The organism is Gemmatimonadales bacterium (genome assembly GCA_041390145.1).
GTDB lineage: Bacteria > Gemmatimonadota > Gemmatimonadetes > Gemmatimonadales > GWC2-71-9 > SPDF01.
Window position 1 is genome coordinate 21,615 of record JAWKQM010000014.1, and the last position, 26,618, is coordinate 48,232.

Consider the following 26,618-nt stretch of genomic DNA (forward strand, 5'->3'; position numbering starts at 1 on the left):
GCTGGCTACCAGCCACGGCCCGCGTGACTGGTGACGGCTCGCTGGGCGAGCGCGTCCGCCGCGCCCTCGCCGGGACTCCGGGGCTCACAGAGCAGCAGATGTTCGGCGGACTCGCCTTCCTGGTGCATGGACACATGTGCGCCGGCATCGTCGGCGCCACCCTGATGGTGCGCGTTGGCCCCGATGGATATGCAGACGCGCTTGCGCAGCCGCACGTCCGCCCAATGGACTTCACCGGCCGCCCGATGACGGGGATGATCTTCGTGGACCCGCCTGCGATCGCGACGGAGGCGGGGCTCACCGCCTGGATCGGCCGCGGCGCCCAGTACGCGGGGTCGCTGCCTCCCAAGTCGGCCAAGACCTAGGCCTCCCCCAATCTCAACCCTCCTTTCCGGCGCCCCGATGCCAACGACCGTTTCGCTGGACATGATGCAAACAGTCGCTCTGGCCGCGCTCGTCCTCTTTGCCGGATATGGCATCCGTCGCAAGGTGCCGGTGCTCGACCGCTTCAACATTCCGGCACCGGTGGTTGGCGGTTTTCTCTTTGCCGCCATCGCGCTGGCGCTTCGGCAGACCGGCACCCTCGCCATCGAGTTCGACACCCGGCTGCAGAGCCCCTTCATGGTGGCGTTCTTCACCGCGATCGGACTCGGCGCCAGCCTGGGGCTCCTGAAGATCGGCGGCAAGCAGGTGCTCATCTTCTGGGGCGTCGCTTCCCTCCTCGCGGTGTTCCAGAATGCGATCGGGGTCGGGTTGGCCAAGCTCCTGGGGGTGAACCCGCTCCTCGGTCTCATCACCGGCTCCATCACGATGACCGGCGGACATGGCACCGGGGCCGCCTTCGGCAAGCTGATGGAGGATCAGTATCACTTCCCCGGCGCCGTCACCCTCGCCATGGCCGCCGCCACCTTCGGCCTGGTCACCGGCGGTCTCCTCGGCGGGCCGGTGGGCACGCGGCTCATCAATCGATTCGGGCTTCGCTCCTCTGGTGGCCGGGTGCCGCCGGTCGCGGCCCTGGCCGAGCACGCGTCGCTGGACGAGGAAATGGACCGCGAGCCTGCCGGCCAGCCGCCGACCGCGTACCTCCTGCTCCAGACCCTGACGATCATCCTCGCCTGCATGTGGGCGGGGGGCCTCCTGTCGGCGTGGCTCGGACGGTTCGTCACCCTGCCGGGGTACATCGGGGCGATGCTGGTGGCTGCCGTGGTCCGCAACGCGGCCGACGCGAGCGGATGGCTGCGGATCGAGGAGCGGGTGGTCGACGACCTCGGCACCATCGCGCTCTCGCTCTTCCTCACCATGGCGCTGATGTCACTGAAACTGTGGGAACTGCTGAACCTGGCCCTGCCGATGCTCGTCATCGTGACGGTGCAGGTGGCGGTGGTGGCGATGTTCGCCTGGTGGGTCACCTTCCGCGTGATGGGCCGCGACTACGACGCGGCGGTCATGGCGAGCGGGCACTGCGGCTTCGGACTGGGCGCCACCCCGAACGCCGTGGCCAACATGGAGTCGCTGGTGGAGCGGTTCGGGGCCGCACCGAGGGCGTTCCTGGTCGTCCCGATGGTTGGGGCGTTCTTCATCGATTTCACCAACGCCCTGATCATCACCACCTACCTCAATCTCTTCGCCCCATAGGGGAAATCCGGCGGCCATCGGCGACCCGCTGTCCGCGGTGTTACATTTCACCTTCGCCACGATCGTTGTGGCCGGTGGTGGCCCCAAGCCCCAACTCTGCCTCCGGTCCGCCTGTCCATCCTCGCCGGAGGAGTTCATGTCGCTTTACAAGCCGCAGCAGCGCCATATCACAGTCCGCGACCGGGAATTGCACTTCGTCTCGTACGAAGCGCATCCGGCGGACCCCCGGCATGACGCCGAAGCCGAACCGGAGATGTGGTACCTGATGCGTGCCGGCCGGCGCTGGGCCGTCATGCCCAGGGACCCGGACCAGCCTCCCGAGGAGACGGACGAACTGCTCCGGGCCTGGGCCGAGGAGAACGCGTTCGGGGATGAGGTGATCGAACCCGTCACCGTGTCGGTCCCCAACATTCGAGGCAAGCGCCGCCGTGCCGACAATTGGTGGGGTCCGAGCGAGGGACGCCAGGCCAGCTGATCCGACCCCCGCCCCGGCGCCACGCCGGGGCGGGTTCGCAGTTCCACCGGCATACGCCGGGACTCCCCCCCGGCCCTCTCCCGCAGTATTCTCACAGGCACCACGGCACGACCCCGCTTCCCTCCTTGCACGGAGCCAACGCCTCATGTCCCTCGATCGCCGCCAGTTCACCGGGCTTCTCGCCGGGATGATCGCCGGCTCGGCCTACCGCCCGGGGACCGCGGCGGCGGACGCCGCTCCCTCCGCGCCGGCCATCGATCCCTGCCATCTCCCCCCCCAGCTGGCCTCGCTGAAGCCGATGCTCGACGGCGTCGAGCCGATCACCGACGCCGAGCGCGAGCACCGGGTCGAGCGGGCGCGCCAGCTCATGGTGGCGCAGGGCGTTGGCGCCATCCTGCTCGAGCCCGGCACGAACATGACCTACTACACCAAGGTCCGGTGGGGGCAGTCTGAGCGGCCCTTCGTGGCGCTCCTCCCGGCGCAGGGCGAGATGGCGTTCGTTTGCCCGGCGTTCGAGGAAGCCCGGGCACGGGAGAGCATTCCCGCCGGCGCCGAGGTGCGGGTGTGGCAGGAGGACGAGAGCCCCTACGCCGTGATCGCCGGGATCCTGCGGGACCGCGGGCTGGCCACCGGCACGATCGGCGTGGAGGCGGAGACGCGGTACTTCATTTCGAACGGCGTGGAGCTGGCGGCGCCGGCGGCCACGTACCAGAACGCTGATCCCGTGACGGTCGGCTGCCGGTCCATCAAGTCGCCGGCGGAACTGGCGCTGATGCAGCGGGCCAGCGACATCACCGTCGCCGCATTTGGCGCCGCGTTCGCCACGCTCGAGGCGGGGATGAGCCAGTACGACCTCTCCGGGAACATGACGACCGCCATGCGCCTGCTGGGCGGATCCTCCCCGTGGGCGCTGGTGGGATTCGGCGAGGCGTCCGCCTATCCGCACGGGACCGCGCGCCCCCAGAAACTCGCGGAAGGCGACATCGTATTGCTCGACGCGGGCTGCGCCGTGCAGGGTTACCAGTCCGACATCACGCGCACCACGGTGTACGGCACGCCGACGGCGCGGCAGACCGAGATCTGGAACCTCGAACGCCGGGCCCAGGACGCGGCCTTTGCCGCCGCTCAGCCCGGCGCGACCTGCGGCTCGGTCGATGCCGCCGCGCGCAAGGTGATCACCGACGCCGGGTTCGGCCCGGGCTACGCGCTGCCGGGACTGCCGCACCGCACCGGGCACGGCATCGGCATGGACGGCCACGAGGCGCCGAACTTCGTCAAGGGAAGCGAGGTCGTCATCCAGCCGGGGATGTGCTTCAGCGACGAGCCAACCATCTCCATCTACGGGGAGTTCGGTATTCGGCTGGAGGACTGCATCTATGTCACGGAGTCGGGGCCCCGATTCTTTGCGCAGCAGGCGCCCTCGATCGACCGCCCCTTCCCCTGACCTCGAGAGCACCCATGGACAAGCAGACGCTCGCCCTGCTCATCCCCATCACCGCGATGCTGATTCCCATCGCAGCCATCGTGATGGGGACCATGCTCAAGCTGGCCAAGGTCAGGCTCGAGGAGACAAAGGCCCGTGCCGGCGTCCTGCCCGAGGGAGCGCTCGCCGAACTCGATCAGGTCCGCGGTGAGATGGAACAGATGCGCCATGAACTGGCTGAAGTGCAGGAGCGACTCGATTTTACGGAGCGACTCCTGGCACAGCGCCGCGACCAGGAGCGGCTGCTGGGAGGCAGCTGAACGGATCCCGATCCCTGAACCGGAGAGCCACCGATGTCTGCAATGGCCGTCCACCCCTCGCCCGCATCGTCCCTGTTCGCCGCCCTCCTTCTCGTCGCCTGCGGTGGAAACACCGGCATGCAGTCCGTCATTCAACAGCCGGCGCCGGTCACCGCCCCCCCTCGCTTTGTCCCACTCGACCCGGCCAACGTGATCGCCCCGGCCGACACCCTCGCCGGCGATGGATGCCTCACGCCGATGCGGGACCCGGTCACCGGGGTCGAAATTGTCCTGGTCCGCTCGGAGAGCGGGCTCGGAGACTATGACGCCCCGAGCGGCGCGTACGGCATGCGCGACGATCAATTGATCCGTTTGGAATGCAACACCGGCCGGGTGATCGGCGTTGTGCGGCGGTGAACGCGCAACTCGAGGAAATCGCGACCGAGTTCCGGGAGGCTTCCACGCGGCTGCATCGGCTCCGCGACACCGTCCCGGCGGATCAGTGGGGGGTCCGGAACGACCCCGACCGCTGGTCCGTCTCGGAGTGCATCGAGCACCTGAACCTGACCTCGGCCGCCTTCGAACCGCTGCTCGCGGCGGGCATCGCGCAGGCCCGGAAAGCACCGGCATCGCCCCGAAGGTACCGGCGGGGGTTTCTCGGCTGGGCGCTCTGGAAGATGACCGGCCCGGACGCGCGCGGCCGCGTGCAGACCGCACCGGCATTCGTGCCGGCGAGCGCCCCGCCCGCCGAGGCAGTGACCGCCGAATTCGAGCGGTGGCAGGACGTCCTGCTGGCGCTCCTCGCCTCGGCGGACGGGCTGCCGATCGACAAGGTCACCATGACCTCGCCCTTCAACGCCCGCATGAAGTACAACATCTACGCCGGGTTCTCGGCCATTCCCCGCCATCAGCACCGCCACCTGCAGCAGGCGGAGCGGGTGTGGGCGCCGGCCGGGAGGGCGCGCTAGTCATCCTTGTCCCGTTCGCCTCGGGCATCGCGCTCCGCCGCCCCGCCGCCCTCACCGCCTCCCGCGCTGAGCTGCGACACGCCGGGCGCGCCGCCCTCGCCGTACACCAGCGTCCCGCCGCTGTGGCCGACCTGGTAGCCCGCCACGAGCAGTCCGAGCGTGGCCACTGTGGCGACCGCCCGCATGCCCCGGCCAGTGGCGCCGCGAACAAGCCCCGCAGCGCTGAGGCCGAAGACAACGCCTGAAAAGATCAGGAAGCGCTCGGCGGCTTCCTCGTGTGCCTCGATGCGCTGCTCGCCCACGATGTCTTCTGCCCGCTCCTCCTGATCCTGCCCCGTTTCGAGGGAGGCCCAGGCGCTCAGGGTCAGGGCGCCGGCCATGACCACGGGAACTGCCCAGGCCCGAAGCGGCGCGACGCCGCGACGCACGGCCCAGAGCGCGCCGAGCGCGGCCAGGGGAAGGAACGCCATCAGCACGATGGGGAAATGAACAACGGCAGGGTGCAGCGGATCAGGCAACATGGTCAGCCTCCGGTATTGGGTTGGCTGCACGATAGGAATCGGTGTCGGTCCGCACCATCCGACAGTTGACGTATGGTGGTGCCCGAGGGGGAATCCGACCCGGTGTCCGACAGATGACGGAGGCGTCAGGATGGACGATCGCGACGAAGACCAATGGAAGCGGACCGTGGCCATCCTCATGGTGGTCATCGGCTTGGGGGGCATCATCGACCTGGCGCTGGATCGGCCCGACCGATGGCTCTCCCCCCACGTCATTTATGAAGTCGCCCTCGTCCTCGCCTCCCTCGCCACCGCGCTCTGGCTGGCCCGTGGCTGGGGGAGCGCGGCCGCTACCAACCGCGCACTCCGGCAAAGCCTGACGGAACGGCGGGCGGAGCGCGATGCCTGGCGTGCAAGTGCCGAACAGGCACTCGCCGGGCTGGGGGCGGCCATCGACGCCCAGTTCACGATATGGGGGCTCACGCCGGCCGAGCGGGAGGTCGCGTTGCTGGTGCTCAAGGGGCACGGGCACAAGGAGATAGCGGTCCGGACCGGCCGGAGTGAACGCACGGTCCGGCAGCATGCCGGGGCGGCGTATGAGAAGGCAGGGCTGGGCGGGCGGGCGGAACTCGCGGCCTTCTTCCTGGAGGGCGTCGCACTTCCGCCAGGGAGGACGCCGGGCTGAGGAGGCGGGTTGACGGAATTTCTGCCCGGGAGCCGTAGGGTGCGGACGAACAACCTTGTCTCGAGGTGAACCATGCGGTTCAATCCCAGAATCTGGACGCCGATCGCACAGGTCCTGACCGCCATCAACGTGGTCGCGGTCTATTTTGCCGCCCAGAGCACCGAGCCCGTCCACGCCGTGCTGCACGGGGCCCTCGGTGCGGCGTGCATGCTGTGGGCGGAACGACTCCGGGCGCGCACCATCCGGGATCGCTACGACGCAGAGATGGCGCAGGCAGAACTCCTGCCGGGTGAGATGGACCACGTCCACAACGAGCTGGCCGAACTGCAGGAACGGCTCGATTTTGCCGAGCGCATGCTGGCCCAGCGGCGCGAGGAAGATCGTATCCCCAGAGATGGGTGACCCACGACCAATCCCATGGAGTTCTCATGATGATCCCTCGGCGGTTTCTTCCTGCCTTCCTCGTCGCCCTCTGCCTCGGAGCGCCCTCCACGGTCAGGGCGCAGACCGGCGTCGCCATGTCGCCCGACGCCGAGGGCGTGTCACGCGCGGCGCGGGACTATATCGAAGCGTTCTATGAGGGGGATTCCACCAAGATCGTCCGCAGCATCAGCCCGACGGTGGTCAAATACGGCTACTACATCCCGCGGGGTGACTCGACCTATCATGGCACGGGGATGTCGTACGCCGAGATGCTCGACTATGTCCGGAAGGTGAAGGCCAGCGGGCGCGCGACCCCGGCAAGTGCGCCCCGTGAGGTGGTGCTGCTGGAGGTATTGGATCAGGTTGCGGCGGCCAAGGTGGTGGCGTGGTGGGGGACGGACTTCCTGCACCTGGCCAAGATCGACGGGCGGTGGATGATCACCCAGGTGATCTGGCAGAGCCCGCCCAGGTCCTGAAAACACAACGCCCGTCCAGTGTGTAGCACCGGGCGGGTCGATGGTTCTTGGCAGTTTGATCACCCGGTCTGCTCTGCTACCCCGGGGCCCGAAGGCTATGTCGATTGCCCTCAAGGTAACGGATCCCCCTCCAGAACGCCAGTGGCGAGTTGTCCCCGCCCTGCCAAGGGCCTATTGTTCGCCCCGGCGGCCCCCATGGTCGCCCATCTACCGTTGACCGCCTCGGCAGCCCCCGTCTCTGGAAAGGCCTCCCGCGGTTGCGCTCATCAGCAAGGAACGCCGTGCCTTTCGCCGCTCTGAACCTTCATCCGAACCTGCTCAAGGGCATCAAGGAACTCGGATTCACCCGCCCCACCCCGATCCAGGCCGATTCGATTCCCCCGGCCCTCGAAGGCCGAGATCTCCTGGCCTGCGCCATGACCGGCAGTGGCAAGACCGCCGCCTTCGTCCTCCCCATCCTGCAGCGGCTCATGGACACGAAGCGGGGCACCACCCGCGCCCTGATCCTGAGCCCGACGCGCGAGCTGGCCCTCCAGATCCTCGAAGACATCAACGACCTGGCCGTCCACACGCCCGTCACCGCCGCCGCCGTCTATGGCGGCGTCGGCATGAATCCGCAGGAGCATGCGCTCCGGAGCGGCGTGGACATCGTCGTGGCCACGCCTGGCCGTCTGCTGGACCACATGAAGCAGCCCTACGCCAAGTTTTCCGGGCTCGAAGTCCTCGTCCTCGATGAGGCCGACCGGATGCTCGACATGGGGTTCCTCCCCGACATCAAGCGCATCATGCGCCATATCCCCGCCAAGCGTCAGACGCTGTTCTTCAGCGCCACGATGCCGGGCCCCATCGCCGCCTTGACCCGGGAACTCCTCAACAACCCTGCCCTGATCAACCAGGCAAGGAAATCAGCCCCGGCCATCGGCATCACCCAGGCGGTCTACCCGGTGCGGCAGGAACTGAAGGCGGGGCTCTTCCTGGCGCTGCTTTCCAAGGGCGACATGCGCGAAGCGCTGGTCTTTACCCGCACCAAGCACCGGGCCGACCGCCTGACCAAGCACCTCATCCGTGAAGGCATCAAGGCGGAGCGGATTCACGGCAACCGGTCGCAGGCGCAGCGCACCGAGGCGCTGGCCGGCTTCAAGAGCGGCAAGTACCGGGTGCTGGTGGCCACGGATATCGCCGCGCGGGGCATCGACGTGGAGGAACTCGGCCACGTGGTGAACTTTGACGTGCCGAAGGTGCCGGAGGACTACATCCACCGGGTCGGCCGGACGGCGCGCGCCGAGGCCACGGGGGACGCCTTCACCTTCGTGTCACCGGAGGAGGAGGGGGACCTCCGCTCCATCGAGCGTGCGGTCGGCAAGCGTCTGCCCCGCGTCACCCTGCCCGACTTCGACTACGCCGCCAAGCAGAGCGTCCAGCTGGAAGTCCCGCTGGCGGAGCGCATTGCCACCATCCGCGCCAAGAAGGCGGAGGACCGGGCGCGGGCCAAGGCCAAGGCGGCGCGACGCGCGGCGCACGAAGCCACCCAGGGACGCCCGTCGAGCGTGCCGGCCAAGAAGTCGAGCGGCGGTTCGCGCCGGGCGGTCCTCGCGACCACGCGGCGGGAACTCCCGCTAGTCACACCGCAGCCACTGCCAGCGGAGGATGACCGCGATGAACTCACGCACTGGAAACCTGGTCGGCGCCATCCTGCTTCTCGCCTTCTTCGCCGGGCTCGGCGTGCGGAGTTCCCTGGCCGCCACAGGCGCGGAACTCACCGGCGGCCAGCGCGCGGTCACCCTGCTCCAGTGGTGGTACGCGGTGCTGGCGGCCCTCGCCATCATCGGCCTCCTCCTCCGGCAGGCAGGCACCCGCCTGGTGCTCTTCGCCTGGGCCGCCATCTTCACCACCCGCAACGCGCTGACCCCGGTCTTCCTGGGTGGCAAGGGCATCGGGCTCGCCGTCGCGGGCGGCGCCATCGGCCTCGCCATTTCGGTCGGCGTGCTCTACCTCGCGTTTCGGGCGCTTGAAGCGCCCGGGGAGACGCCCGCCGCATGACTTCCTCCACAGACGCCACCCCGATCCCGGTGCGCGTGCGCGCCGCCGACGGGGCCGCGCGCGACGACGGATGGGTGCGCACCGAACACCGTCCCTTTGCAGCCCGTGTCGGCGAGGGGTTGTTGATCGCCGGCGTGGGCACCGCCATCGGCGTGCTCCTGCTGCCGGTTCCACTGGTGCACATCTTCGGGGTCATCTTTGCCTTGACCACCTGGTGGTTTGCCCTGCAGCGCGTCCGAACCGACACCGTTGTGGTGAGCGTCGGCGGCACCTGCCCGCACTGCGGCACCAACGAAAACTTCTTTGCCGGCTTTGGCCGCAAGCGCTACCGGCTGCCGATCTCCACCTCCTGTCCCTCGTGTTCGCACGCCCTCAGCCTCGAGCCACTTCCCCGATGACTCTGTACCAGATCAAGGTCACCACCATCGACGGCACGTCGATTCCGATGTCCACCTACAAGGGCCGCGTCCTGCTGATCGTGAACGTGGCCAGCAAGTGCGGCTTCACCCCGCAGTACGCCGGGCTCGACGCCCTCTATCGGAAGTACAAGGAGCGGGGACTGACTGTCCTCGGGTTCCCCTGTGACCAGTTCGGCAACCAGGAGCCGGGCGACGAGGCGGAAATCAAGAAGTTCTGCTCCCTCACCTATGACGTGACCTTCCCGATGTTCTCGAAGATCGAGGTCAACGGTCCCGGCACCCATCCCCTGTACGCGCATCTCAAAGCCGCGCGGCCGGGCCTCCTCGGCACCGAAGCGATCAAGTGGAACTTCACGAAGTTCCTCGTTGGCCGGGACGGCGCGGTGCTCAAGCGGTACGCGTCCACCGACACCCCGGACGACATCGAACCGGACATCGTCCCGCTCCTCAAGCAGTGACCCGACCCGTCAGAAAGGCGGTTGCTTGATGGGAAAGCTCATGGCACTCGTCGGCACCACCATCGGCGGCGGGATCGGCTGGTGGCTGGGCGCGCGGGCGGGCGTGATGACCGCCTTCATCTGCAGCATGGTCGGCACCGGCATCGGGCTCTATGCCGCCCGGCGCTTCACGCAGGACTACCTGGAATGAACGGCGGCCAACGCACGGTCGTGCTCACGAGCCTTGCGCTGGTCGCCTTTGCCGGGAATTCGATTCTCTGCCGGATGGCCCTCGGCGGTGCGTTGATCGACCCTGCCGGGTTCACGGCGGTGCGTCTCGCGTCGGGGGCCCTCACGCTCTGGCTGCTGCTCGCCGCACGCGGCGGCGGCCTGCCGAGGCTCGAGGGTCACTGGGCGTCCGCCGCCGCCCTCTTCACCTATGCGGCGGCATTCAGCCTCGCATACGTCTCCCTTGATGCCGGCACCGGGGCGCTCATTCTCTTCGGCGCCGTCCAGGTGACGATGCTCCTCGCCGGGCTGCGCGCCGGGGAACGGCCCCGCCCGTTCGAGTGGATCGGACTGGCGCTCGCCCTCGCCGGACTCGTCGTCCTGGTGCGCCCGGGGATCTCCGCGCCCGCACCGGTGGGGGCCACGCTGATGGCGGCGGCCGGGATCGCGTGGGGCGTCTACTCCCTGCGGGGGCGCGGAAGCCGGGAACCCCTTCGGAACACCGCGGGCAACTTCATGATGGCGGCACCGGTGGCCGTCCTCCTGGTGCCGCTCGCCGGCGGACTCGGCACCTGGACCGCGAGCGGCGTCGGGCTTGCCGTGGCCTCTGGCGCGCTTGCCTCCGGCGTCGGCTACGCAATCTGGTATGCCGCCCTGCCCGCCCTGACCGCCACCCGGGCCGCGCTGGTCCAGCTGCTGGTGCCGGTCCTTGCGGCGGCCGGGGGAGTGGCACTCCTTTCCGAGGCCATCCCGCTGCGCCTCCCGGTGGCCGCCGCCCTGGTACTGGGCGGGGTGGCGCTGGCGGTTACCGCCAGATCCTCCTGACCCGGAAGCCTGCCCCAATGCCAATCGCCCTGACCCGCGACGTCAGCCCCGCCATGCACCTCTGCGAGCTCAGCCATCTGGCGCGCACGCCCATCGACCACGACCGCGCACTCGCACAGCACGCGGCGTACGAGCAAGCCCTCATGGAACTCGGCTGTCACGTGCATCGGCTGCCGTCGGATGAGTCCATGCCCGACGCCGTGTTCATCGAGGACACGGCGGTGGTGGTCGATGAAATTGCGGTGATCACCCGCCCCGGCGCGAAGTCCCGACGGGTGGAGACTGAGGCGGTGACCGGGGCCCTCGGGCGCTATCGATCGCTCAAGGCCATTGAGGCGCCCGGCACCGTCGACGGCGGCGACGTGCTGCGGGTCGGGCGGACCTTCTATGTCGGCGACTCCGCGCGGAGCAACCGCGACGGCATCGCGCAACTCGGCGAACTGCTCGCACCCTACGACTACCGGGTGGTGCCGGTCGTCACGCGGGACTGCCTCCACCTCAAGACGGCGGCGACCGTCGCCACGACGGGCGTGGTGGTCCTGAACCCGGCGTGGGTGGACCGCACCCTGTTCGAGCACGTCACGGTAGTGGAGGTGGACCCCGGCGAGCCCTTTGCCGGGAACGTGCTCCAGATCGGGGACGCGACCATCTGTGCGGCGGCGTTTCCGCTGACCAACCGTCGCCTCGCCGAAGCCGGGGTCGCCGTGCGGACGGTGGACATGTCGGAATTCGCCAAGGCGGAAGGGGGCGTGACCTGCTGCAGCGTCATTTTCCAATCGACGGAGGGACCGGCCACATGACCTTCGCCCGGCGCGTGTTCACGGTGGCCTGGATCTACGGCTTCGCGTCGCTGCTCCCGATGTATGTCATGGAAGGGTGGTACATGGAACGCCTCCCGCCGGCGCTCACGCACCCGGAGTTCTACTACGGGTTCATCGGCGTGGCGCTGGCCTGGCAGGTGCTGTTCTTCCTCATTGCGCGGGAGCCGGCGCGGCTGCGGCCGGCGATGCTTCCGGCCGTGCTCGAGAAGCTGGGGTGGGGGTTCGCGGTGCTGATCCTGGTGTTGCAGGGGCGGGCCCCGAGCTTCTTCGTGCCCGCCGCGGTGATCGACCTGGTGCTGGCCGTCCTGTTCGTGATGGCGTGGCGAAGGGTCGGTCAGGAAGGGGCGTGATTGAAGTCGCCACCGAGGGCCAGGTAGAGGTCGATCCGGGTGGCGAGTCGCGCGTTCTCGAGTTGAATGACGGTAGCTTCCGTCGCCAGCTGCGAGGTCTGCAGTTCGATGACCGACAGCAGGTCGATGCCGCCCGCGCGGTATTTGAGCATGGCAATCCGCACCGCGTCGGTCCGGTTCACCAGGGCCGCCCGCTCCGCGAGGAGCCGCTCGGCGAGCAGCAACTCATTGGTCAGGGCGCGCTCCACCTCCGCGAAGGCGCGCAACAGCACGGCGCCATAGCGGGCCACCTGCACTTCCTGCTGGGCGGTCGCCACCCGGACCTGGGCCCGGAGCGCACCCCCCTGGTAGATCGGCACGAGCATCCCGATGGCGCCCCCGACCATCCAGGGGTTCAGGTTCAGGAGCGAGAGGAGCCCATCACTGAGCTTGCCGCCGGACAGGGTGAGCCCGAAGCTGGGGAGCAGCGCCAGACGCGCCGATTCCTCCGAGCGAAACGCCGCCAGGACCGCCTGCTCCTGCGACGCGACATCCGGGCGCCGGCTGAGCAGCGACGACGGAATCCCGGCGGCGACCGGCGGAGGCACCGGCGCGAACGAATCGGCCACCGCAAGTTCCGCGGAGGGATATCGGCCGAGGAGCACCTCAAGCACCCGCCGCGCGTCGGCATAGTCGGCCTGGGCGGCCCGGAGCTGGCTCTGCGCCGTGTTCAGCTTGGCGCTGGCCTCCGCGACATCGAGATCAGACACCTTCCCCGCCGCGCGCCGCAATTGGACGAGCTCCAGCAATTGGCTGTAGTTGAGGACGGACCGCTCGCTCAGGCTGAGCAGTTGCCTGGTCTCGACGGCCAGGTACCACGCCTTCGCGGTCAGCGCGGCGAGTGACTGCCGGGCCCACGCATATTGCAGCGCCGCGGCGTTGTACCCCGCCACCGACGCGGCCTTCTGTGCCCGCACCTTCCCCCAGATATCGATCTCCCACGAGGCCCCGACGACCCCCTGCCCCGCGGTGAACGCCTCGGGTTGATCGGCATCCTTGACGACCGAGCCCCCGACGTTCAGCCCCACCTGCGGCTTCAGCTTGGCGCTCACGATCCCCACCGACTGCCGCGCGACATCCACCCGCCCCGCCGCCGCCCTGAGATCGAGGTTGTTGGTGACCGCCTCGGTCACGACCGCGGTGAGGCCGGGATCGTTGAAGGAGGCCAGCCAGCCGCCGGAGACCGAGTCCGTGTCGGCGGGAGCGCGCCAGGTGGCCGGGATGACCGTGCTGTCCGGGAGTGCGGCCTTCACGACCGCCGCCTGCTCGGGAGGCGCGGACAGCGCGCATCCTGCCACCAGCACGGCGGCCAGCGCGGCGCAGCTTCGCAGGGAGAGACGCGGCATCACATGTCGAACGGGTAGAGCCAGTTCAGCCACGTGTGCGTGCGGATGGACACTCGCCGCAACACGCTCCAGGCGGCGCTCCCCGTGTAGATGGCCGCCGTGCCCTGCGCGCCAATGGGGAAGAGCGACTGTTCGGTGCTGTCCATGTCGATGCGCACCGCGTACATCCCCTGCGGGGCCTCCGGGGGAAGGGGCCGGAAGACCGGCAGCGTCCCGCTCGGCAGGTACTGTCCGTCGCCGCTCGCCTTCCAGATGCTTCGGACTTTCCCGGTGAAGATCTGGCCCGGGTAGAGGTTCAGCGCCACCTCGACGGGCATTCCCACCTTCACGTACTTGAGGTTTTCCTGGGTGTAGGACGCGAGGAGGTAGCGCTCACTCGTGCAGATGAAGGAGGCAATGGCGCCGAAGCGCACCTCACCGGCCACCATGCCCGGACGCACCTGGAGATTCACGATATAGCCGTCCTCCGGCGCCACCATGGTCGTATTGTCGAGATAGTACCGCGCCAGCTCAAGCTGGGCCTGGACCGACGCCACGTCGGTGTTGACGCCGTCGATCTGTGACTGGTACTTGAGACGAGCCCGCAGTGCTTCCGCCTCTGCCTCTTTCAGGGCGGCGCGCTTGATGCCAAGCTGCGCGGCCCACTGCTGCGCCTCCTCCTCGGAGCCGGCGCCCTGTCCGGCCAGCTCCTGCGTCCGCGCCTGCTGCCATTCGGCGTACGTCAGTTCGTTCCTCGCCTTGCTGACCTTTTCCGCCGCGACCTCGACGTCTGCCTGGTAAATCCGGACGTTCTGCCGGGCCTGCGCGAGCTGGGCTTCCAGCTGCGACACCTGGTACTGATAGGGGCGGCGGTCGAACTGAAAGAGCGGGGTCCCCTTCTTCACCACCACATCCGGCTCCACCAGGACCGCCGTCACCAGCGTCGGCGCGGTCAGCCGCGGGACCAGCTGGATGGTCGGCTGGACCATGGTCGCGGTGGTGGAGTAGGGGGTCATGAAGCGCATGCCGATCAGGAAGACCAGCAGCAGGTGAAGCACCACCAGGGCGTACACGACCCCCCACCCCATCGTGAACTTGGCCAGCTTCAGCTTGCTGAAGACCAGCCAGAAGATGAAGGTGAAGAGGGTGATGACCGAGAAAGCGAAAAGCATCGGATCACCCTTCCGGGGTGGGTGGTGGCGTTGGAATGGGCTCGCCCTTCATTTCCGCAATGTTCGCCTCGATGGCCCGCCGTTCCTCCTCCGGGAATCGGCGGATGTCCACGATGTCGGTCGGCTTGAACGCCCAGATGAACGCCTGGACCCACGGCACCACGGCCATGAAGCCCAGGTACCCCATGAGGCGAACCGCCTCGGCGTCGGGATGCTTCCGGGCGATGGCGATCTTGCCCGGCAGTCCCATCATCAGCACGACCACAGCCATGAAGCCGAGGCCCGCAACGAACAGCACCGCGAAGGTGACGAAGTCCCAGAAGTCCAGTGAAAAGCCCAGCATGGCAATCGTCCCTGGGAACGGGGAGAGCAGGTCAGTGCCGCGCGCTATCCAACCTGACGGATACCGGATATTCTACCGGGCAGGGGGAGAGAGGGCAAACTCGAACCCTGTCGTCCTGTCTCGTGTGCATCATCCCCGCCGGAGGACTCCTCGTGAACCGCCTCAGCCGTGCCGTCGTTCTGGTCGCGTTGCTCTCCTTCCCCTCCACAAGCGCCGCCCAGGACACGAAGCAGCAGGCCAAGTGCGACGAGGCCGTGCAGCTTTTCCGTTCCACCGACCGCGACATGGCGCAATTCTTTGAGTCTGCGGTGGGATACGCCATCTTTCCATCGGTGGGCAAGGGAGCGTTCATCGTCGGCGGCGCTGCGGGCACGGGGTGCCTCTACGAGGGGCACACCATCATCGGGCAGGCGAAGCTGGTGCAGGTGACAGTGGGCCTTCAGCTCGGCGGGCAGGCCTACGCCGAGATCATCTTCTTCCAGACTCGCGACGCCCTTGCCTCGTTCAAGTCGAGCAGTTTCGAGATGAGCGCACAGGTCAGCGCCGTGGCCGCCGCGAGCGGGGCCTCGGCGAACGCCAAGTATGAACTCGGCGTGCTGGTCTTCACGATCGCCAAGGGCGGCTTGATGTACGAGGCGTCGGTTGGCGGACAGAAGTTCACCTTCAAGCCGATACCGGAGTCGTCCTCCGGCGAGGGCGCGGCGCCAAAGAAGAACTGACCCAGTCAATCGGAGCATCGCATGGCGATGTACGAAGAATGCGTTCAGTCAGGGCAATGGCTCTTCCAGCGCCGGGGATGGCTCCCGATCGCGGGGGTGGCGCTGCTCCTGACGCAGGTGGGCCCGGTCGCCGGGGAAGTGCGCGCGGTGCCCGTGGGTTGGCCGCTGATCTGCTTCGGGATCTCGATGGTCGGGCTGCTCATGCGCGCCTACACGGTGGGGTGTGCCGCACCCGGCACCTCGGGCCGCAACCGGGGCGGTCAAGTCGCCGAGTCCCTGAACACGACAGGCGCCTACTCGCTGGTGCGGCACCCCCTCTACGTCGCCAACGCCGTCATGTGGCTCGGGCCCCTGCTCTACCCGCGGAGCCTCTGGGCGGCCGTGGTGCTCGCCCTCGTGTTCTGGTTGTACTACGAGCGGATCATGTTTGCGGAGGAGGAGTTCCTTCGTGGGAAGTACGGCCAGACCTTTGTCGACTGGGCGGCCAAGACCCCCGCATTCCTGCCGAACTTCCGGCACTGGACCCCGTCCCGCATCCCCTTCAACATCCGGGTGGTGCTCCGCCGGGAATATTCCGGGCTGCTGCTGGTGGTCCTGATCTTCGCCGCCCTGGATGCGCTCGAATGGTGGGTCTCCTTCCATGAATGGCGGATCGACCCGTTCTGGGCCTGGGCGCTGGGCGTCGGCGCCGTCATCGCCACGGTGCTCCGCACACTCCGACGAGGCACGACGCTGCTCGAAGACCGGAAGCCGGCACCGAAGCCATAGCCACCAAACGAAAGGGCCGGCCCGACAGAGTCGGGCCGGCCCAGACGTGGTAGCCGGCGACGCCGGCGTCCCCTCTCGACTTACTTGAGCTTGACGACGTTCTCGGCCGCGGGGCCCTTGGCGCCCTGGACGATGTCGAATTCAACCTGCTCGCCTTCGGCGAGCGACTTGAAGCCCTGGCCCGAGATGGCCGAGTGGTGGACGAAGCAGTCCTTCTGGCCGCCTTCGGGGGTGATGAAACCGAAGCCCTTGGCGTCGTTGAACCACTTCACGGTGCCGGTCGTACGCATGCGGTACTCCTGATGGTGTGGTGTAATCGGAGTCCGGGCATGCCGTCCTGGCCGACTACGGTTGTTCCGGGCATGCCGCCGGACGGCGGGGACCCGTGCGGCTGACGAGTGGTCGCCCTATGCGACAAGAGGAATCAAAAAAAGGGCACCGCGAATGCGAGCCCTTGAGTGAAACCCGGCACCAGTCCACGCCAAATGGCGTGTTTCCGCAGAGCCAAGCTAAGGGTCGGCCCCTGAACGCACAAGAGTCTTCTTCCAGACACCGAACAAAACCCGAATCGAGGCGATACTTCGAGGATGCCTGACATCGGCCACGCCCTTGCCTACTACGCCGTCTTCCTCGTGTCGGTCACCATGCACGAGGCGGCGCACGCGTGGGCCGCCATGCTGGGCGGAGACAAGACCGCCTACCACGGCGGCCAGGTGTCGCTCGACCCGCGCCCCCACATCCGGCGCGAGCCGATGGGGCTGCTCTGGATCCCGCTCTTCAGCGCCCTCCTGACCGGCTGGCCGATCGGCTTTGCCAGCGCCCCCTACGACCCGGCGTGGGCCAGGCGGCATCCGAAACGGGCCGCCTGGATGGCACTCGCCGGTCCGGCGGCCAACCTGCTGCTGGTCCTGCTCGCCTTTGCCGCGCTCCGGCTCGGCGCCAGCGCCGGGATCTTCTTCGCCCCAGAGCACGCCGGCTTCGATCGGCTGGCCGCCACCCCCGCCGGGACCGTCTGGCCGGTCGTCGTCTTCATCCTGAGCGTGTTCCTGTCGCTCAACCTCCTCCTGATGGTGCTCAACCTCTTTCCCTTTCCGCCCCTCGACGGGAGCGGGGTAGTCCCGCTCTTCCTGAGTGACAGCGCCACCGTGAAGTACCAGGACTTCATCTGGAACAACCGCGGCCTCGGGATCATCGGCATCCTCATCGCCTGGCAGCTCTTCAGCTACATCTTCGACCCCGTCTTCCTGTTCACGATCAACCTGCTCTATCCCGGCGCCGGCTATCACTGATGGCGCGTAAGCCGAACCGACTCGCCGGCGCGACCAGCCCCTACCTGCTCCAGCACGCCGACAACCCGGTGGACTGGTTCCCGTGGGGAGCGGAGGCGCTGGCGCGCGCGCGGACCGAAGACAAGCCCATTCTCCTCTCGATCGGGTACTCCGCCTGCCATTGGTGCCACGTGATGGCGCACGAGTCGTTCGAGAACCCGTCGATCGCCGCCCAGATGAACGAGGCGTTTGTCTGCGTGAAGGTGGACCGGGAAGAACGTCCCGACCTCGACGACATCTACATGGCCGCGACCATGGCGATGAACCATGGCCAGGGCGGGTGGCCGATGACGGTGTTCCTCACGCCCGACCAGCAGCCGTTCTTCGCGGGTACCTACTTCCCGCCGGAGGACCGCCACGGCCGGCCGGGATTTCCCGCCATTCTGCGGCGCATCGCCGAGCTGTGGCGCGACAACCGCCCCGCGCTGGAACGGGTGGGAACGGAACTCACCACGCACCTGCGCCAGGCCGCCGATTCCCATCCCGGCCCGGTCGACCTCGACGCCGCCTTCGCACGGTTGCTCGACCAGCTTACCGGCACCTTTGACGCCACCTGGGGCGGGTTCGGGCGGGCCCCGAAGTTCCCGCCGGCAACCCTCCTGCGCCTGCTGTTGATCATGCACCGCCGCGGCGACGACGGACGCGCGCTGCAGATGGTCCGGCGGACGCTCGATGGAATGGCACGCGGCGGGATGTACGACCAGATCGGCGGCGGGTTCAGCCGCTATGCGACCGACGACCAATGGCTGGTGCCGCACTTCGAGAAGATGCTCTATGACAACGCGCTGCTGACGCGCGCCTATCTCGAGGGTTACCAGGTGACCGGCGACCGGTTCTATCGGACCATTGCCACGGAGGTGCTCGACTACATCCTCCGCGAGATGACGGCGCCGGAGGGGGGATTCTACTCTGCCACCGATGCCGATTCAGAGGGGGTGGAGGGAAAGTTCTTCGTCTGGACCAGTGCAGAGTTCGAGGCGGTGCTGGGCCCCGATGCGCCGCTGGCCGCGGCGTGGTTCGACGTGACGGAGATGGGCAACTGGGAGGGGCACTCAATCCCCCGCACACCACGGATGCTCGCTGACGTGGCCGCGGACTTCGGCATCGACGCGGACGATGCGGCCACCCGGCTCGCGTCGGCGCGACAGCGTCTGTACGCGGCCCGGCTCCTGCGCATCCCACCGGGGCTCGACGACAAGGTGCTCACGTCGTGGAACGGGCTGATGATCGGCGCGATGGCGGAGGGGGCGCGGGTCCTCGGCGAGCCGCGCTACCTCGAGGGCGCGGTGCGTGCCGCGGACTTCGCGCTCGCCCAGTTGCGCGGCCCCGATGGCCGCCTCCTCCGCAGCTGGCGCCGCTGCACCGCCCACCTCAACGCCTACCTCGAGGACTACGCCTTCCTCGGCAACGGATTGCTCGACCTGTACGAGGCGGGCGGGGGGGAGCGGTATCTCGTGGCGGCGCACTCGCTCGCCGAGCGGATCCTGGCCGACTTTGCCTCGCCCGATGGCGGGCTCTTCAGCACCTCGGCGGACCACGAGATGCTCCTGGTGCGCCACCGCGAGGGCCACGACGGCGCCGTGCCGGCCGCCAACGCCGCCGCGGCCCACCTCCTCGCTCGGCTCGCCGCGCACGAGGGCCGGGACGACTGGCGTGTGGCCGCCGAGTCGGCGCTGGGGGCCTGGGGCGCCGTCATTGCGCGGGAGCCGCGCGCGTTCGCCCAAAGCCTCATCGCGCTGGACTTCCTCCGGGAGGGACCGCTCGAACTCGCCTTCATCGGGCGCCCGGACGACGTCGAGCTGGAGGCCCTGCTCCGGGAAGTCGCCCGGCACTTTGTGCCCCACCGCATCATCGCCCACCACGACCCCGCCACAGGGGATTCCGAACGCCCGCTGCTGGCCGGCAAGACCCTCGTGAACGGGCAGGCGGCGCTCTACGTCTGCCGCGACTTCGCCTGCCGGGCGCCGGTCACCCGCGCGGCCGATGTGGCGTCGGCACTCGGCATCTCGGGCGGCTGAGTCGGGTATGCGGGGGCAGGACCGTGTACCGCACGCTATATTGCTTGGGTACGCCCCATCTCTCTGGCCGCCCTCGACGGGCGGAAGGCGCGGTTCCCGATGTCGACAATTCGAGTCACCTTCCCCAGCCGGGATGCGGCATCGTTCTCGGATGACGTGAAAGCACGGGTCTCGGACTACTTCACCTCCCGTGATCTCTCGGACAAGGCCGACTGGCGGATGGTCCTCAAGGGACTGATCCTGCTCGCCGTCACCTTTGTCCCGTACGGGATGATCCTCAGCAATCGCTTCGGCCCTTGGACGATGCTCGGGCTGGCGGCCGTGATGGGCGTGGGCGTGGCGGGGATCGGCTTCAGCATCTCGCACGACGCGCTGCACGGCGCCTACTCCAACCACGCCTGGGTCAACCGTGTCATCGGGTGGACCTTCGACATGTGCGGCGCCAACGGGTACATGTGGAAGGTCACGCACAACGTGATCCACCACACCTATACCAACATCGAAGGACTCGACGAAGACCTCACCGTCTCGCCCCTGCTCCGCCTCTCCCCACACACCGAGTGGAAGCCGTTCCACCGATTCCAGCATCTCTACGGGTTCCTGGCCTACAGCTTCTCGACGCTCTTCTGGGTCTTCGTGAAGGACTACAAGTACTTCCTCCAGAAGGACATCGGGCCCTTCCTCGACCGGAAGAACCCGCGCAAGGAAGTCGCCGGCCTCTTCATCGGGAAGGCGTTCTACTACAGCTGGGCCATCATCATTCCGTTCTTTGTCGTCAACGTCACCTGGTGGCAGTTTGCCATCGGCTTCGTGGTGATGAACCTGGTGGCCGGCACCATCCTTGGCGTGGTCTTCCAGCTGGCGCACGTCGTGGAAGACATCACCTATCCGACCCCGGACGCCTCGGGCGCGATGGGATCCGCCTGGATGCAGCACGAGATGGAAACGACCTCCGACTTCGGGCCGAAGAACTGGCTGCTCTGCTGGTATGTCGGCGGGCTGAATTTCCAGGTGGAGCATCATCTCTTCCCGAAGGTATGCAGCATTCACTATCCCGCCATCAGCGAGATTGTGAAGGAGACGGCGCTGGCGCACGGCCTGCCGTACAACCAGCACGCCACTTTCCGCGAGGCGGTGGCCTCTCACTACAAGTCGCTCAGGCGGCTCAGCATCGAGCCGCTGGCCGCCGCCGCCTGACGGACGGCCGACCGGACCGGACGTGAAGCGACTCTGGTACTGGCGGTGGCGCCTGCTCGGCCGGGAACCGGTGGCCTGCCTCGGGTGCGGCGGGCCGCTGACGCAACAGGCGGTGGCGTGGTGCCATGCCACCGCCGGCGAGATTGAACTCTCCCTGCAGGGACTCCCGTTCCGCGTGTGCGGCAACGGCTGCACCGACCGCCGCCAGCCGCGGGCGGGATTCGTCGCCGAACTCGAGGCGGCGCTGCTCGACGGCGGCCACATCCCCATGGCTCACCCGACCGGACAGGCGGGCGCCCTCAGCTGCTACGCCTGCGCCAACCGGGTCTGGCGACCCGACACCGGCACCGGCGAGGTGCACGGCACCCTTCCCTTCCCCGGCCTGCCTGCCATCAACGTCACCGTCCGCGGCCCGGTGCGCACCTGCAACGGGTGCGGGCGCATGCAGCTCCTTCCCTCCGATGAAATCCGCCGCGACCTGAGCGCCGCCCTGGTCGAGGCGATCGAAGCTGCGGGCGTGCGCTCCAGCTTCCGGCAGTAATCAGCGCCAGGTCAGCACCCGCGCCACTGCGTGCCGAGGCGAGTCGAACCCCTCCTCGGCGGGATACCCGACCGCCACCAGCGCCGGCACCCTGGCGTATTCCGGCAGCCCCAGGATCGACTTCACCTTGTCCGGATCGAAACCCAGCATGGGTGAGGTGCCGAGGCCAAGACTCTCGGCGATGAGGAGCAGGTACCCCAGGGCGATGTAACTCTGTCCTGCGCCCCAGGCCTCGCGTTCCGCCGCGCTTTGCGCCCCCAGGGTCTTGCGCAGGTGCGCCTTGGTACCGGCGGCCCTGTCGGCCGGCAGCGTGGGCGAGAAGGTCTCCTCGATGTTCTCGAGCGCGTTACCCGTGTCGGTATAAAGAACGAGCAGCACGGGCGCGGCGCCGACCTGCGGCTGGCCGAACGCCGCCGCTTGGAGCCGTGCCTTGAGTTCCGAATCCCGCACCGCCACCCAGCGCCAGGGCTGAACGTTGTAGGCCGACGGCGCATGCCCGGCCCCCTCGAGGAGCAGGGTCAATGCCTCGTCGGAGACGGGGCGATCGGTGTAGCGTCGAATGGAGTGCCGGGACTCGGCGGCTTCAAGGACGGCGTTGCCGAGCAGAGTACTGTTCATTTATATGTGCTCCCATTTAGTGTTATAACATTTATTAGATCAAGAAAGAGCCCCGGTGATCCGGGGCGCCGGGCTACCCGTTTCGGGTGGGGGTCAGGCGACGAATCTCGTCCAGGATGCCGATCAAGGTGCGCAGCCTGGCGCCCGAGACGCGACCGACTTCGTTGTCCTCGAGTTCCTTCAGAGGCGCGGCGACCTTGTCGAGCACCGCCAAGCCGCGGGGTGTGATCTTCGAGGTCACGACCCGGCGATCGTTGGTGTTCCGGGCCCGCACCACTAGTCCCATTTTCTCCAGCCGGTCGAGCAGCCGGGTCGTGTCGGCCACCGGTGCCACCAGACGACCCTGTACCTCGCACCGCGGCAACCCCTCCGCCCCCGCCCCACGCAGGATGCGCAGGACGTTGTACTGGGTGGGCGTCAGCCCGTACGGCCGCAGCAGATCGGCCAGGCGCAGGTCGAGCAGCGCCGCCGTCCGCTTGATGCCCAGTACCGCCTCCTGCACCGGCGAGGCGAACGGCTTGTTCTGCTTCAGTTCCCTTGCGAGTTGGCTCATATCCGAATATTATGTGTTGTAACACTAAATGTCAAGTATCGCGTTTGATGAGGAGAATATCCCAGATGCCGCACCCCGCAACCACCCCCACCGGCCGGTCCACGGCAGGCATCCTCCCTGGCATCGAGACACCGGAAGGCGAGGGGATGATCGTCTACCGCCCCTTTCCCTCGCACGCCGCACGCGAAATCGACCCTTTCCTCCTCCTCGACCGCCTCGGCCCAGTCACCATCGCGCCAGGCGCCGCCGCCGGGGTGCCGCCGCATCCGCACGCCGGATTCGAGGTGGTCAGCTACGTCCTCCAGGGCGGCCTGGAACACCGTGACTCGGCGGGCCACCACGGCCGACTCGGCCCCGGCGACGTGCAGTGGATGACCGCGGGGTCGGGAATCGTGCACTCCGAGATGCCGGCGGCGGACCTCCGCACCCGGGGCGGCACGCTCGAAGCCATCCAGCTCTGGATCAACCTCCCCGCGCGGGACAAGCAGATGCCGCCGCGCTACGGCGACGTCCCGACGGCGAACATCCCTGTGGCGACCTCGGCCGATGGCCTCGCCACCGTGCGTGTCATCGCCGGCGAGGCACTCGGCGCCAGCGCCACTCTCCCGCTCCGCACCGCGATCACCTACCTGCACTGGACCCTGCAGCCGGGCGCCGCCATCGCCCAGCCACTGCCCAGCGGCACCGAGGCGATGGCGTACGTGCTCCACGGCGCGGCACGCTTCGGCAGCGACGCCGCCACCGCCACACGGGATCAGCTGGTCCGCTTCGCCGGGGAAGACGGACCCGTCACCTTCGGCGTGCCCTCCGATGGCGCGCCCGCCGAGCTGCTCCTGCTGGCCGGTCCGCCGACCGGGGAACCGGTGGCGCGCTCGGGGCCGTTCGTGATGAACACGATGGGCGAGATTCGGGCGGTGATTGGCAGATACAAGGCGGGTGAGCTGGGGGTGGTGGAGGGGTAGGCCTCGCCCCTGTCCCCCTCTCCGGCAAGCGGAGAGAGGGACGGAAGCTGTACCCCTGATGACGCTGGGGCCGAGGACGTACTAGTTGGCCCGCATCGATCGCGGGATGCCGAGCGGGTATCGGCGGTTGATCGTGGGCCGGACCGTTGTGCCCGGAGCCCGATTCCGTCCGAGTGCGGAGGCCAGCCTGGCTGCTGCAAGCGGCACATCGGGGCAGATGTTCTCGTAGTTGCCCTCGGCGGCCGACGACGCGATGACGCCGGCGGCGCCGCTGGCGCGTACCCGGTTGTAGCAGGCCTGCTCCGAGTAGGGGACATACCAGAAGGTCCGCTCCCGGCTGAGCAGTCGACCACCTTCCTGGGACCAGACAAGTGCGTCGAAGGTCAGCGGGCCGACGTCATGGCCACTGCCGACCTGCTCCACGCCATTGCCGACAGTCCACCGTTCCAGCCTGGTGTTGGCATCGTAGTACTCGCGGGCATAGTAGAATTCCTCCCCGTCGTCTCGCCAGGCGATGCGACCCCCAGCGGCCGGGGTGCTCGTGATGTGGAGCGAGTTCGGATCCGGACATCCACCAGACCACGAGCGTTTCGAGAACTCCTGCGTTTGGCCCCCTCGCAGCGGAATCAAGACACGGAACTCCTCTCCTTCGCTGGGGCGGGTAGAGCAGTCGTCATTGAAGTCCCACACGTACTCGAGATACACCCAGTCCCCTGTCGGTGACACGCTGACCAACTCCGGCGTGTACCATGCGGATGCCCAGTAATACTGTGCGCCTGCCAGATTCGCGGGGAAGCCCTGCGTGATATTGGTGGGGCCGAAACGACGCGATGCGTCTGGGGAACCGAGCCGGACCTGCAAGTCGGTCCGGACCCAGAGGGGGCCATTGCTCTCGACCGGGCGCAAGTAGGCGGTGTCCTGCTCGAGAAAGACGATGGCGTCCCCGCTGGTACTCCCCGCGCCGACCCATTCCCCGCCTGACAGCCGGTACTGGTCAATTCCCGCCGCCGCCAGCCGCCCGCCCTGCGCGATGGAGGTAAAGGCGACTGGTTGCCCGCCAACACTCACTTGCTCGGGCCCACCCTTGCGCTGGATGACCGACTGGACTTGATACCACGCATTGCCGGTGTTCGTGATGGTGAGCCCGCAGAGCGGGGTGCCCGGCCTCTCATAGGAGAGCAGCTTGAGTGAGCCGTAGGCGTCGAGCTGATGGACGCTTTCACCGTTCGGAACGTGCTCTACGGCTTGGGTGGCAACGGAGTCACCCGTAGCCGGGTCTTCTCGCGACACGGCGGCTCCCCGGATCACGTACTCCTTGAGCTCGGCGGCGGTGAGACTTGGATCCATGGCCAAGAGTTGCGCGGCCACACCGCCCACGAAGGGAGCTGAGAGGGACGTACCGGAATCAGTCTGCAAATGTCCATCAAAAGCGAGGGTCGCGATGCGGGTCGCGGGCGCAAGTATCTCTGTCATTCCTCCCAGATAGCTCCCCTCTTCCCAGAACTTGCCGTTCTCGCGTGTCCCTCCCACAAAGATCAGCCCGGATCGGCTTTGCGGACTGGACTGGAACAGTCTTGCCATGGCCTGGGCATTCGCGATTTCCGATGAACCCTGTATCGCAAGCAATTGCTCGGGCGTGCGAATACCAGCGAAGTTGCCAACGGCCTGAATGAACAGGCCCCCCGAGTCCACGTAGGTCTTGATGGCCTCCTGAATGCGGAGGACTTGTTGTGGTTGAGATGGACCGATGACAACAGAGCTGACTAAGACACGAATTCCACGTTTCGTGGCCTCAGGCAACAACTTAGTCACGAAATACTCGACCATATCCTCGGGCTCCTGTGATCCGTTCGACAGCGCCAGGAATGTGAAGTCGGCGCCCCACACCATTCCGGGAGCAGCTGCCGAATCGTCCCCATTGCCGAGCAGGATCGCCGACACAGATGTGCCATGCGAATGAATGACTGGATCGCTAAGCCGCGTTGAGGGCTTCATCCTAAACGTGGCCGCTGTGGGCTCGATTGTTGCCACCAATTGGTCTTCAAAATTCGCAAGCGTTGGGTTGATCTGGAAGTCCACAACGCCTATCCGGGGCTTTGTTGCCCCGTATGTCCCAGTCTCACACCCCCAGGCAAGTGGGGCGCGCACTTGAAGACGAGAACGTGTGAAATCGGTCCCTGATCCGAGCCAGTCATGGCGCGATCCCCCCAACCCTTCAACAGGTCGGCGGGAGTATACGCCCGCCCCAGTCTGGCGCAGCACGGGCACGGCGTATTTCACGCCGGGCCAAGAAATGATCGCCGCTCCTAGCGAATCAACTGCCTGATAAGTCGGACCCGGATCGGGGAACCGCACCTTGTATTCCTTGGCGCCTGCAGCCCCGGCGATAATCTCACCATGCATTGACTGAAGTAGATTCCGAATTGTTGTTCCGCTCGTCGAATCGTCAAACCGAATCGCGAATACGTTGCGGTAGTAGACCGTGACTGAGTCGCCGGGGGGCGAGGCAACGAATGTGCTTTCGGGTAATAGATCGAAAAGGCCTGAAGCCGGAATCGCCGGCCGCGTCGTATCCGCCGGCAGCTCGCACACCGGCTTGTTCCCGTTGGCCTTGGTCTGGAACAGCACGCCATCCAGAAAAAGTCGCACCGTTCCCTTGTTGACCGTCGTGAAGTAGGTCTCGCTGTACGGCGCCGAGGAAGGCTTGGCTGGCAGCACCAGTGTGCCGGTCTCCCCCTTCTGATACACATCCCAGGTGACCGTAATTTCGTTCGGGTTGGTGTTCCGCACCCGGAAGGAGTTGCCGCAGATATAGGTGAGGGTGATCGACTTGGGGAGCGCGGCCTGGCTCAGGGAGGGGCCGGTCGTTTGTTCGGGTTCCTGACAGGCGACGAGTGAGAGGACCAGGGCAAGGGGTACCAGCATAGCACGCTCCAAGCCGAGGGTGGCGGCGGACCGAACGATGGCGGCAGGCATCGGGGCCTCATGAAATGTGGTGGGGGAGCTGCCGCCAATCTACGGCCCCCCCCCA

Annotated in this window: 32 protein-coding genes; 24 read left to right on the forward strand and 8 right to left on the reverse strand. The window is 67.5% G+C overall.

The genetic code is table 11. The features are described 5' to 3' along the window. Positions 1-23 precede the first annotated feature (23 nt). The 7 genes from R2910_12150 to R2910_12180 all read left to right on the forward strand — a co-directional run bounded on the left by R2910_12150 (position 24) and on the right by R2910_12180 (position 4,800). On the forward strand, positions 24-365 hold the full coding sequence (locus R2910_12150; protein MEZ4413730.1) for a TfoX/Sxy family protein: 342 nt from the start codon (positions 24-26) through the stop codon (positions 363-365). 37 nt (positions 366-402) lie between these two features. Then, positions 403-1,635 (forward strand): sodium/glutamate symporter, encoded by a 1,233-nt coding sequence (gene gltS, locus R2910_12155; protein MEZ4413731.1) that lies wholly within the window; start codon positions 403-405, stop codon positions 1,633-1,635. A 136-nt stretch (positions 1,636-1,771) separates the two neighbouring features. Next, on the forward strand, positions 1,772-2,110 hold the full coding sequence (locus R2910_12160; GenBank protein MEZ4413732.1) for a hypothetical protein: 339 nt from the start codon (positions 1,772-1,774) through the stop codon (positions 2,108-2,110). A 145-nt stretch (positions 2,111-2,255) separates the two neighbouring features. After that, positions 2,256-3,554: a Xaa-Pro peptidase family protein gene (locus R2910_12165; protein ID MEZ4413733.1), complete on the forward strand. Its 1,299-nt coding sequence runs from the start codon at positions 2,256-2,258 to the stop codon at positions 3,552-3,554. A 14-nt stretch (positions 3,555-3,568) separates the two neighbouring features. Continuing rightward, entirely contained in the window at positions 3,569-3,853 is a 285-nt protein-coding gene (locus R2910_12170; protein ID MEZ4413734.1) for a hypothetical protein, read from the forward strand. A 33-nt stretch (positions 3,854-3,886) separates the two neighbouring features. After that, a complete protein-coding gene (locus R2910_12175; protein ID MEZ4413735.1) occupies positions 3,887-4,249 on the forward strand; it encodes a hypothetical protein in 363 nt (120 codons plus the stop codon). After that, on the forward strand, positions 4,246-4,800 hold the full coding sequence (locus tag R2910_12180) for a DinB family protein (protein ID MEZ4413736.1): 555 nt from the start codon (positions 4,246-4,248) through the stop codon (positions 4,798-4,800). The genes R2910_12175 and R2910_12180 overlap by 4 nt, the downstream gene beginning before the upstream one ends. Here R2910_12180 and R2910_12185 read toward each other — a convergent pair. Next, positions 4,797-5,321, reverse strand: coding sequence for a hypothetical protein (locus R2910_12185; GenBank protein ID MEZ4413737.1), 525 nt, complete (start codon positions 5,319-5,321; stop codon positions 4,797-4,799). The two genes, R2910_12180 and R2910_12185, sit on opposite strands and share 4 nt — an antisense overlap. A 130-nt stretch (positions 5,322-5,451) precedes the next feature. Here R2910_12185 and R2910_12190 point away from each other — a divergent pair, with 130 nt between their 5' ends. The 10 genes from R2910_12190 to R2910_12235 all read left to right on the forward strand — a co-directional run bounded on the left by R2910_12190 (position 5,452) and on the right by R2910_12235 (position 12,004). Then, on the forward strand, positions 5,452-5,985 hold the full coding sequence (locus R2910_12190; protein MEZ4413738.1) for a helix-turn-helix transcriptional regulator: 534 nt from the start codon (positions 5,452-5,454) through the stop codon (positions 5,983-5,985). Between the two features lie 72 nt (positions 5,986-6,057). Beyond that, the gene (locus tag R2910_12195) at positions 6,058-6,387 is read left to right on the forward strand and encodes a hypothetical protein (protein MEZ4413739.1); all 330 of its coding nucleotides are present in this window, start codon (positions 6,058-6,060) and stop codon (positions 6,385-6,387) included. A gap of 26 nt (positions 6,388-6,413) precedes the next feature. Next, entirely contained in the window at positions 6,414-6,884 is a 471-nt protein-coding gene (locus R2910_12200; GenBank protein ID MEZ4413740.1) for a nuclear transport factor 2 family protein, read from the forward strand. A 281-nt stretch (positions 6,885-7,165) separates the two neighbouring features. Continuing rightward, positions 7,166-8,896 (forward strand): DEAD/DEAH box helicase, encoded by a 1,731-nt coding sequence (locus R2910_12205; protein MEZ4413741.1) that lies wholly within the window; start codon positions 7,166-7,168, stop codon positions 8,894-8,896. A gap of 24 nt (positions 8,897-8,920) precedes the next feature. Next, positions 8,921-9,322 (forward strand): hypothetical protein, encoded by a 402-nt coding sequence (locus tag R2910_12210; protein MEZ4413742.1) that lies wholly within the window; start codon positions 8,921-8,923, stop codon positions 9,320-9,322. Further along, positions 9,319-9,801 (forward strand): glutathione peroxidase, encoded by a 483-nt coding sequence (locus R2910_12215; protein MEZ4413743.1) that lies wholly within the window; start codon positions 9,319-9,321, stop codon positions 9,799-9,801. Before R2910_12210 ends, R2910_12215 begins: the two co-directional genes overlap by 4 nt. A gap of 28 nt (positions 9,802-9,829) precedes the next feature. Further along, positions 9,830-9,991 (forward strand): hypothetical protein, encoded by a 162-nt coding sequence (locus tag R2910_12220; GenBank protein MEZ4413744.1) that lies wholly within the window; start codon positions 9,830-9,832, stop codon positions 9,989-9,991. Then, positions 9,988-10,833, forward strand: a complete 846-nt coding sequence (locus tag R2910_12225; GenBank protein ID MEZ4413745.1) for a DMT family transporter — start codon at positions 9,988-9,990, stop codon at positions 10,831-10,833. The genes R2910_12220 and R2910_12225 overlap by 4 nt, the downstream gene beginning before the upstream one ends. A gap of 17 nt (positions 10,834-10,850) precedes the next feature. Beyond that, positions 10,851-11,633 (forward strand): arginine deiminase-related protein, encoded by a 783-nt coding sequence (locus tag R2910_12230; GenBank protein MEZ4413746.1) that lies wholly within the window; start codon positions 10,851-10,853, stop codon positions 11,631-11,633. Then, positions 11,630-12,004: a hypothetical protein gene (locus R2910_12235; GenBank protein ID MEZ4413747.1), complete on the forward strand. Its 375-nt coding sequence runs from the start codon at positions 11,630-11,632 to the stop codon at positions 12,002-12,004. Before R2910_12230 ends, R2910_12235 begins: the two co-directional genes overlap by 4 nt. On the opposite strand, the gene R2910_12240 is transcribed toward R2910_12235, so the two are convergent. Genes R2910_12240 through R2910_12250 form a run of 3 tightly spaced genes read right to left on the reverse strand, consistent with a single transcriptional unit; the run spans position 11,989 to position 14,883 of the window. Beyond that, on the reverse strand, positions 11,989-13,389 hold the full coding sequence (locus R2910_12240; protein ID MEZ4413748.1) for a TolC family protein: 1,401 nt from the start codon (positions 13,387-13,389) through the stop codon (positions 11,989-11,991). The two genes, R2910_12235 and R2910_12240, sit on opposite strands and share 16 nt — an antisense overlap. Continuing rightward, positions 13,389-14,540 carry an efflux RND transporter periplasmic adaptor subunit gene (locus tag R2910_12245; GenBank protein MEZ4413749.1) on the reverse strand — a complete coding sequence of 384 codons (1,152 nt, stop codon included), beginning with the start codon at positions 14,538-14,540 and terminating at the stop codon, positions 13,389-13,391. Before R2910_12245 ends, R2910_12240 begins: the two co-directional genes overlap by 1 nt. Positions 14,541-14,544: 4 nt before the next feature. Further along, entirely contained in the window at positions 14,545-14,883 is a 339-nt protein-coding gene (locus tag R2910_12250; GenBank protein ID MEZ4413750.1) for a superinfection immunity protein, read from the reverse strand. A 152-nt stretch (positions 14,884-15,035) separates the two neighbouring features. Here R2910_12250 and R2910_12255 point away from each other — a divergent pair, with 152 nt between their 5' ends. Both R2910_12255 and R2910_12260 read left to right on the forward strand, forming a co-directional pair. After that, positions 15,036-15,602, forward strand: coding sequence for a YSC84-related protein (locus R2910_12255; GenBank protein MEZ4413751.1), 567 nt, complete (start codon positions 15,036-15,038; stop codon positions 15,600-15,602). 21 nt (positions 15,603-15,623) lie between these two features. After that, positions 15,624-16,370: an isoprenylcysteine carboxylmethyltransferase family protein gene (locus tag R2910_12260; protein MEZ4413752.1), complete on the forward strand. Its 747-nt coding sequence runs from the start codon at positions 15,624-15,626 to the stop codon at positions 16,368-16,370. 80 nt (positions 16,371-16,450) lie between these two features. Here R2910_12260 and R2910_12265 read toward each other — a convergent pair whose 3' ends face one another. Further along, positions 16,451-16,660, reverse strand: coding sequence for a cold shock domain-containing protein (locus tag R2910_12265; protein MEZ4413753.1), 210 nt, complete (start codon positions 16,658-16,660; stop codon positions 16,451-16,453). 297 nt (positions 16,661-16,957) lie between these two features. Between R2910_12265 and R2910_12270 the strand changes: the two genes are divergently transcribed. From R2910_12270 to R2910_12285, 4 genes are all read left to right on the forward strand, one after another. Beyond that, complete coding sequence (locus tag R2910_12270) at positions 16,958-17,659, forward strand: hypothetical protein (protein MEZ4413754.1); 702 nt, start codon at positions 16,958-16,960, stop codon at positions 17,657-17,659. Then, the gene (locus R2910_12275) at positions 17,659-19,716 is read left to right on the forward strand and encodes a thioredoxin domain-containing protein (protein MEZ4413755.1); all 2,058 of its coding nucleotides are present in this window, start codon (positions 17,659-17,661) and stop codon (positions 19,714-19,716) included. Before R2910_12270 ends, R2910_12275 begins: the two co-directional genes overlap by 1 nt. A 99-nt stretch (positions 19,717-19,815) precedes the next feature. Beyond that, positions 19,816-20,913, forward strand: coding sequence for an acyl-CoA desaturase (locus tag R2910_12280; GenBank protein ID MEZ4413756.1), 1,098 nt, complete (start codon positions 19,816-19,818; stop codon positions 20,911-20,913). 22 nt (positions 20,914-20,935) lie between these two features. Then, on the forward strand, positions 20,936-21,454 hold the full coding sequence (locus R2910_12285; protein MEZ4413757.1) for a hypothetical protein: 519 nt from the start codon (positions 20,936-20,938) through the stop codon (positions 21,452-21,454). Here R2910_12285 and R2910_12290 read toward each other — a convergent pair whose 3' ends face one another. Continuing rightward, complete coding sequence (locus tag R2910_12290) at positions 21,455-22,072, reverse strand: nitroreductase family protein (GenBank protein MEZ4413758.1); 618 nt, start codon at positions 22,070-22,072, stop codon at positions 21,455-21,457. Between the two features lie 73 nt (positions 22,073-22,145). Continuing rightward, a complete protein-coding gene (locus R2910_12295; protein ID MEZ4413759.1) occupies positions 22,146-22,625 on the reverse strand; it encodes a MarR family transcriptional regulator in 480 nt (159 codons plus the stop codon). Positions 22,626-22,690: 65 nt separating this feature from the next. Here R2910_12295 and R2910_12300 point away from each other — a divergent pair, with 65 nt between their 5' ends. Next, positions 22,691-23,587, forward strand: coding sequence for a pirin family protein (locus R2910_12300; GenBank protein MEZ4413760.1), 897 nt, complete (start codon positions 22,691-22,693; stop codon positions 23,585-23,587). A gap of 81 nt (positions 23,588-23,668) precedes the next feature. Here the strand turns inward: R2910_12300 and R2910_12305 are convergent, their stop codons facing one another. Continuing rightward, positions 23,669-26,563 carry a S8/S53 family peptidase gene (locus R2910_12305; GenBank protein ID MEZ4413761.1) on the reverse strand — a complete coding sequence of 965 codons (2,895 nt, stop codon included), beginning with the start codon at positions 26,561-26,563 and terminating at the stop codon, positions 23,669-23,671. Between the last annotated feature and the right edge of the window lie 55 nt (positions 26,564-26,618).

Excerpts from the sequence above, each read along its gene's own strand:
- R2910_12195 (MEZ4413739.1), top strand. The coding sequence starts at position 6,058 with ATGCGGTTCAATCCCAGAATCTGGACGCCGATCGCACAGGTCCTGACC.
- R2910_12270 (MEZ4413754.1), top strand. The coding sequence starts at position 16,958 with ATGCCTGACATCGGCCACGCCCTTGCCTACTACGCCGTCTTCCTCGTG.
- R2910_12190 (MEZ4413738.1), top strand. The coding sequence starts at position 5,452 with ATGGACGATCGCGACGAAGACCAATGGAAGCGGACCGTGGCCATCCTC.
- R2910_12160 (MEZ4413732.1), top strand. The coding sequence starts at position 1,772 with ATGTCGCTTTACAAGCCGCAGCAGCGCCATATCACAGTCCGCGACCGG.
- R2910_12290 (MEZ4413758.1), bottom strand. The coding sequence starts at position 22,072 with ATGAACAGTACTCTGCTCGGCAACGCCGTCCTTGAAGCCGCCGAGTCC.
- R2910_12225 (MEZ4413745.1), top strand. The coding sequence starts at position 9,988 with ATGAACGGCGGCCAACGCACGGTCGTGCTCACGAGCCTTGCGCTGGTC.
- R2910_12175 (MEZ4413735.1), top strand. The coding sequence starts at position 3,887 with ATGTCTGCAATGGCCGTCCACCCCTCGCCCGCATCGTCCCTGTTCGCC.
- R2910_12245 (MEZ4413749.1), bottom strand. The coding sequence starts at position 14,540 with ATGCTTTTCGCTTTCTCGGTCATCACCCTCTTCACCTTCATCTTCTGG.
- R2910_12305 (MEZ4413761.1), bottom strand. The coding sequence starts at position 26,563 with ATGCCTGCCGCCATCGTTCGGTCCGCCGCCACCCTCGGCTTGGAGCGT.
- R2910_12260 (MEZ4413752.1), top strand. The coding sequence starts at position 15,624 with ATGGCGATGTACGAAGAATGCGTTCAGTCAGGGCAATGGCTCTTCCAG.
- R2910_12170 (MEZ4413734.1), top strand. The coding sequence starts at position 3,569 with ATGGACAAGCAGACGCTCGCCCTGCTCATCCCCATCACCGCGATGCTG.
- R2910_12295 (MEZ4413759.1), bottom strand. The coding sequence starts at position 22,625 with ATGAGCCAACTCGCAAGGGAACTGAAGCAGAACAAGCCGTTCGCCTCG.
- gltS (MEZ4413731.1), top strand. The coding sequence starts at position 403 with ATGCCAACGACCGTTTCGCTGGACATGATGCAAACAGTCGCTCTGGCC.
- R2910_12250 (MEZ4413750.1), bottom strand. The coding sequence starts at position 14,883 with ATGCTGGGCTTTTCACTGGACTTCTGGGACTTCGTCACCTTCGCGGTG.
- R2910_12210 (MEZ4413742.1), top strand. The coding sequence starts at position 8,921 with ATGACTTCCTCCACAGACGCCACCCCGATCCCGGTGCGCGTGCGCGCC.
- R2910_12275 (MEZ4413755.1), top strand. The coding sequence starts at position 17,659 with ATGGCGCGTAAGCCGAACCGACTCGCCGGCGCGACCAGCCCCTACCTG.
- R2910_12240 (MEZ4413748.1), bottom strand. The coding sequence starts at position 13,389 with ATGCCGCGTCTCTCCCTGCGAAGCTGCGCCGCGCTGGCCGCCGTGCTG.
- R2910_12235 (MEZ4413747.1), top strand. The coding sequence starts at position 11,630 with ATGACCTTCGCCCGGCGCGTGTTCACGGTGGCCTGGATCTACGGCTTC.
- R2910_12200 (MEZ4413740.1), top strand. The coding sequence starts at position 6,414 with ATGATGATCCCTCGGCGGTTTCTTCCTGCCTTCCTCGTCGCCCTCTGC.
- R2910_12280 (MEZ4413756.1), top strand. The coding sequence starts at position 19,816 with ATGTCGACAATTCGAGTCACCTTCCCCAGCCGGGATGCGGCATCGTTC.
- R2910_12165 (MEZ4413733.1), top strand. The coding sequence starts at position 2,256 with ATGTCCCTCGATCGCCGCCAGTTCACCGGGCTTCTCGCCGGGATGATC.
- R2910_12300 (MEZ4413760.1), top strand. The coding sequence starts at position 22,691 with ATGCCGCACCCCGCAACCACCCCCACCGGCCGGTCCACGGCAGGCATC.
- R2910_12265 (MEZ4413753.1), bottom strand. The coding sequence starts at position 16,660 with ATGCGTACGACCGGCACCGTGAAGTGGTTCAACGACGCCAAGGGCTTC.
- R2910_12215 (MEZ4413743.1), top strand. The coding sequence starts at position 9,319 with ATGACTCTGTACCAGATCAAGGTCACCACCATCGACGGCACGTCGATT.
- R2910_12220 (MEZ4413744.1), top strand. The coding sequence starts at position 9,830 with ATGGGAAAGCTCATGGCACTCGTCGGCACCACCATCGGCGGCGGGATC.
- R2910_12185 (MEZ4413737.1), bottom strand. The coding sequence starts at position 5,321 with ATGTTGCCTGATCCGCTGCACCCTGCCGTTGTTCATTTCCCCATCGTG.
- R2910_12230 (MEZ4413746.1), top strand. The coding sequence starts at position 10,851 with ATGCCAATCGCCCTGACCCGCGACGTCAGCCCCGCCATGCACCTCTGC.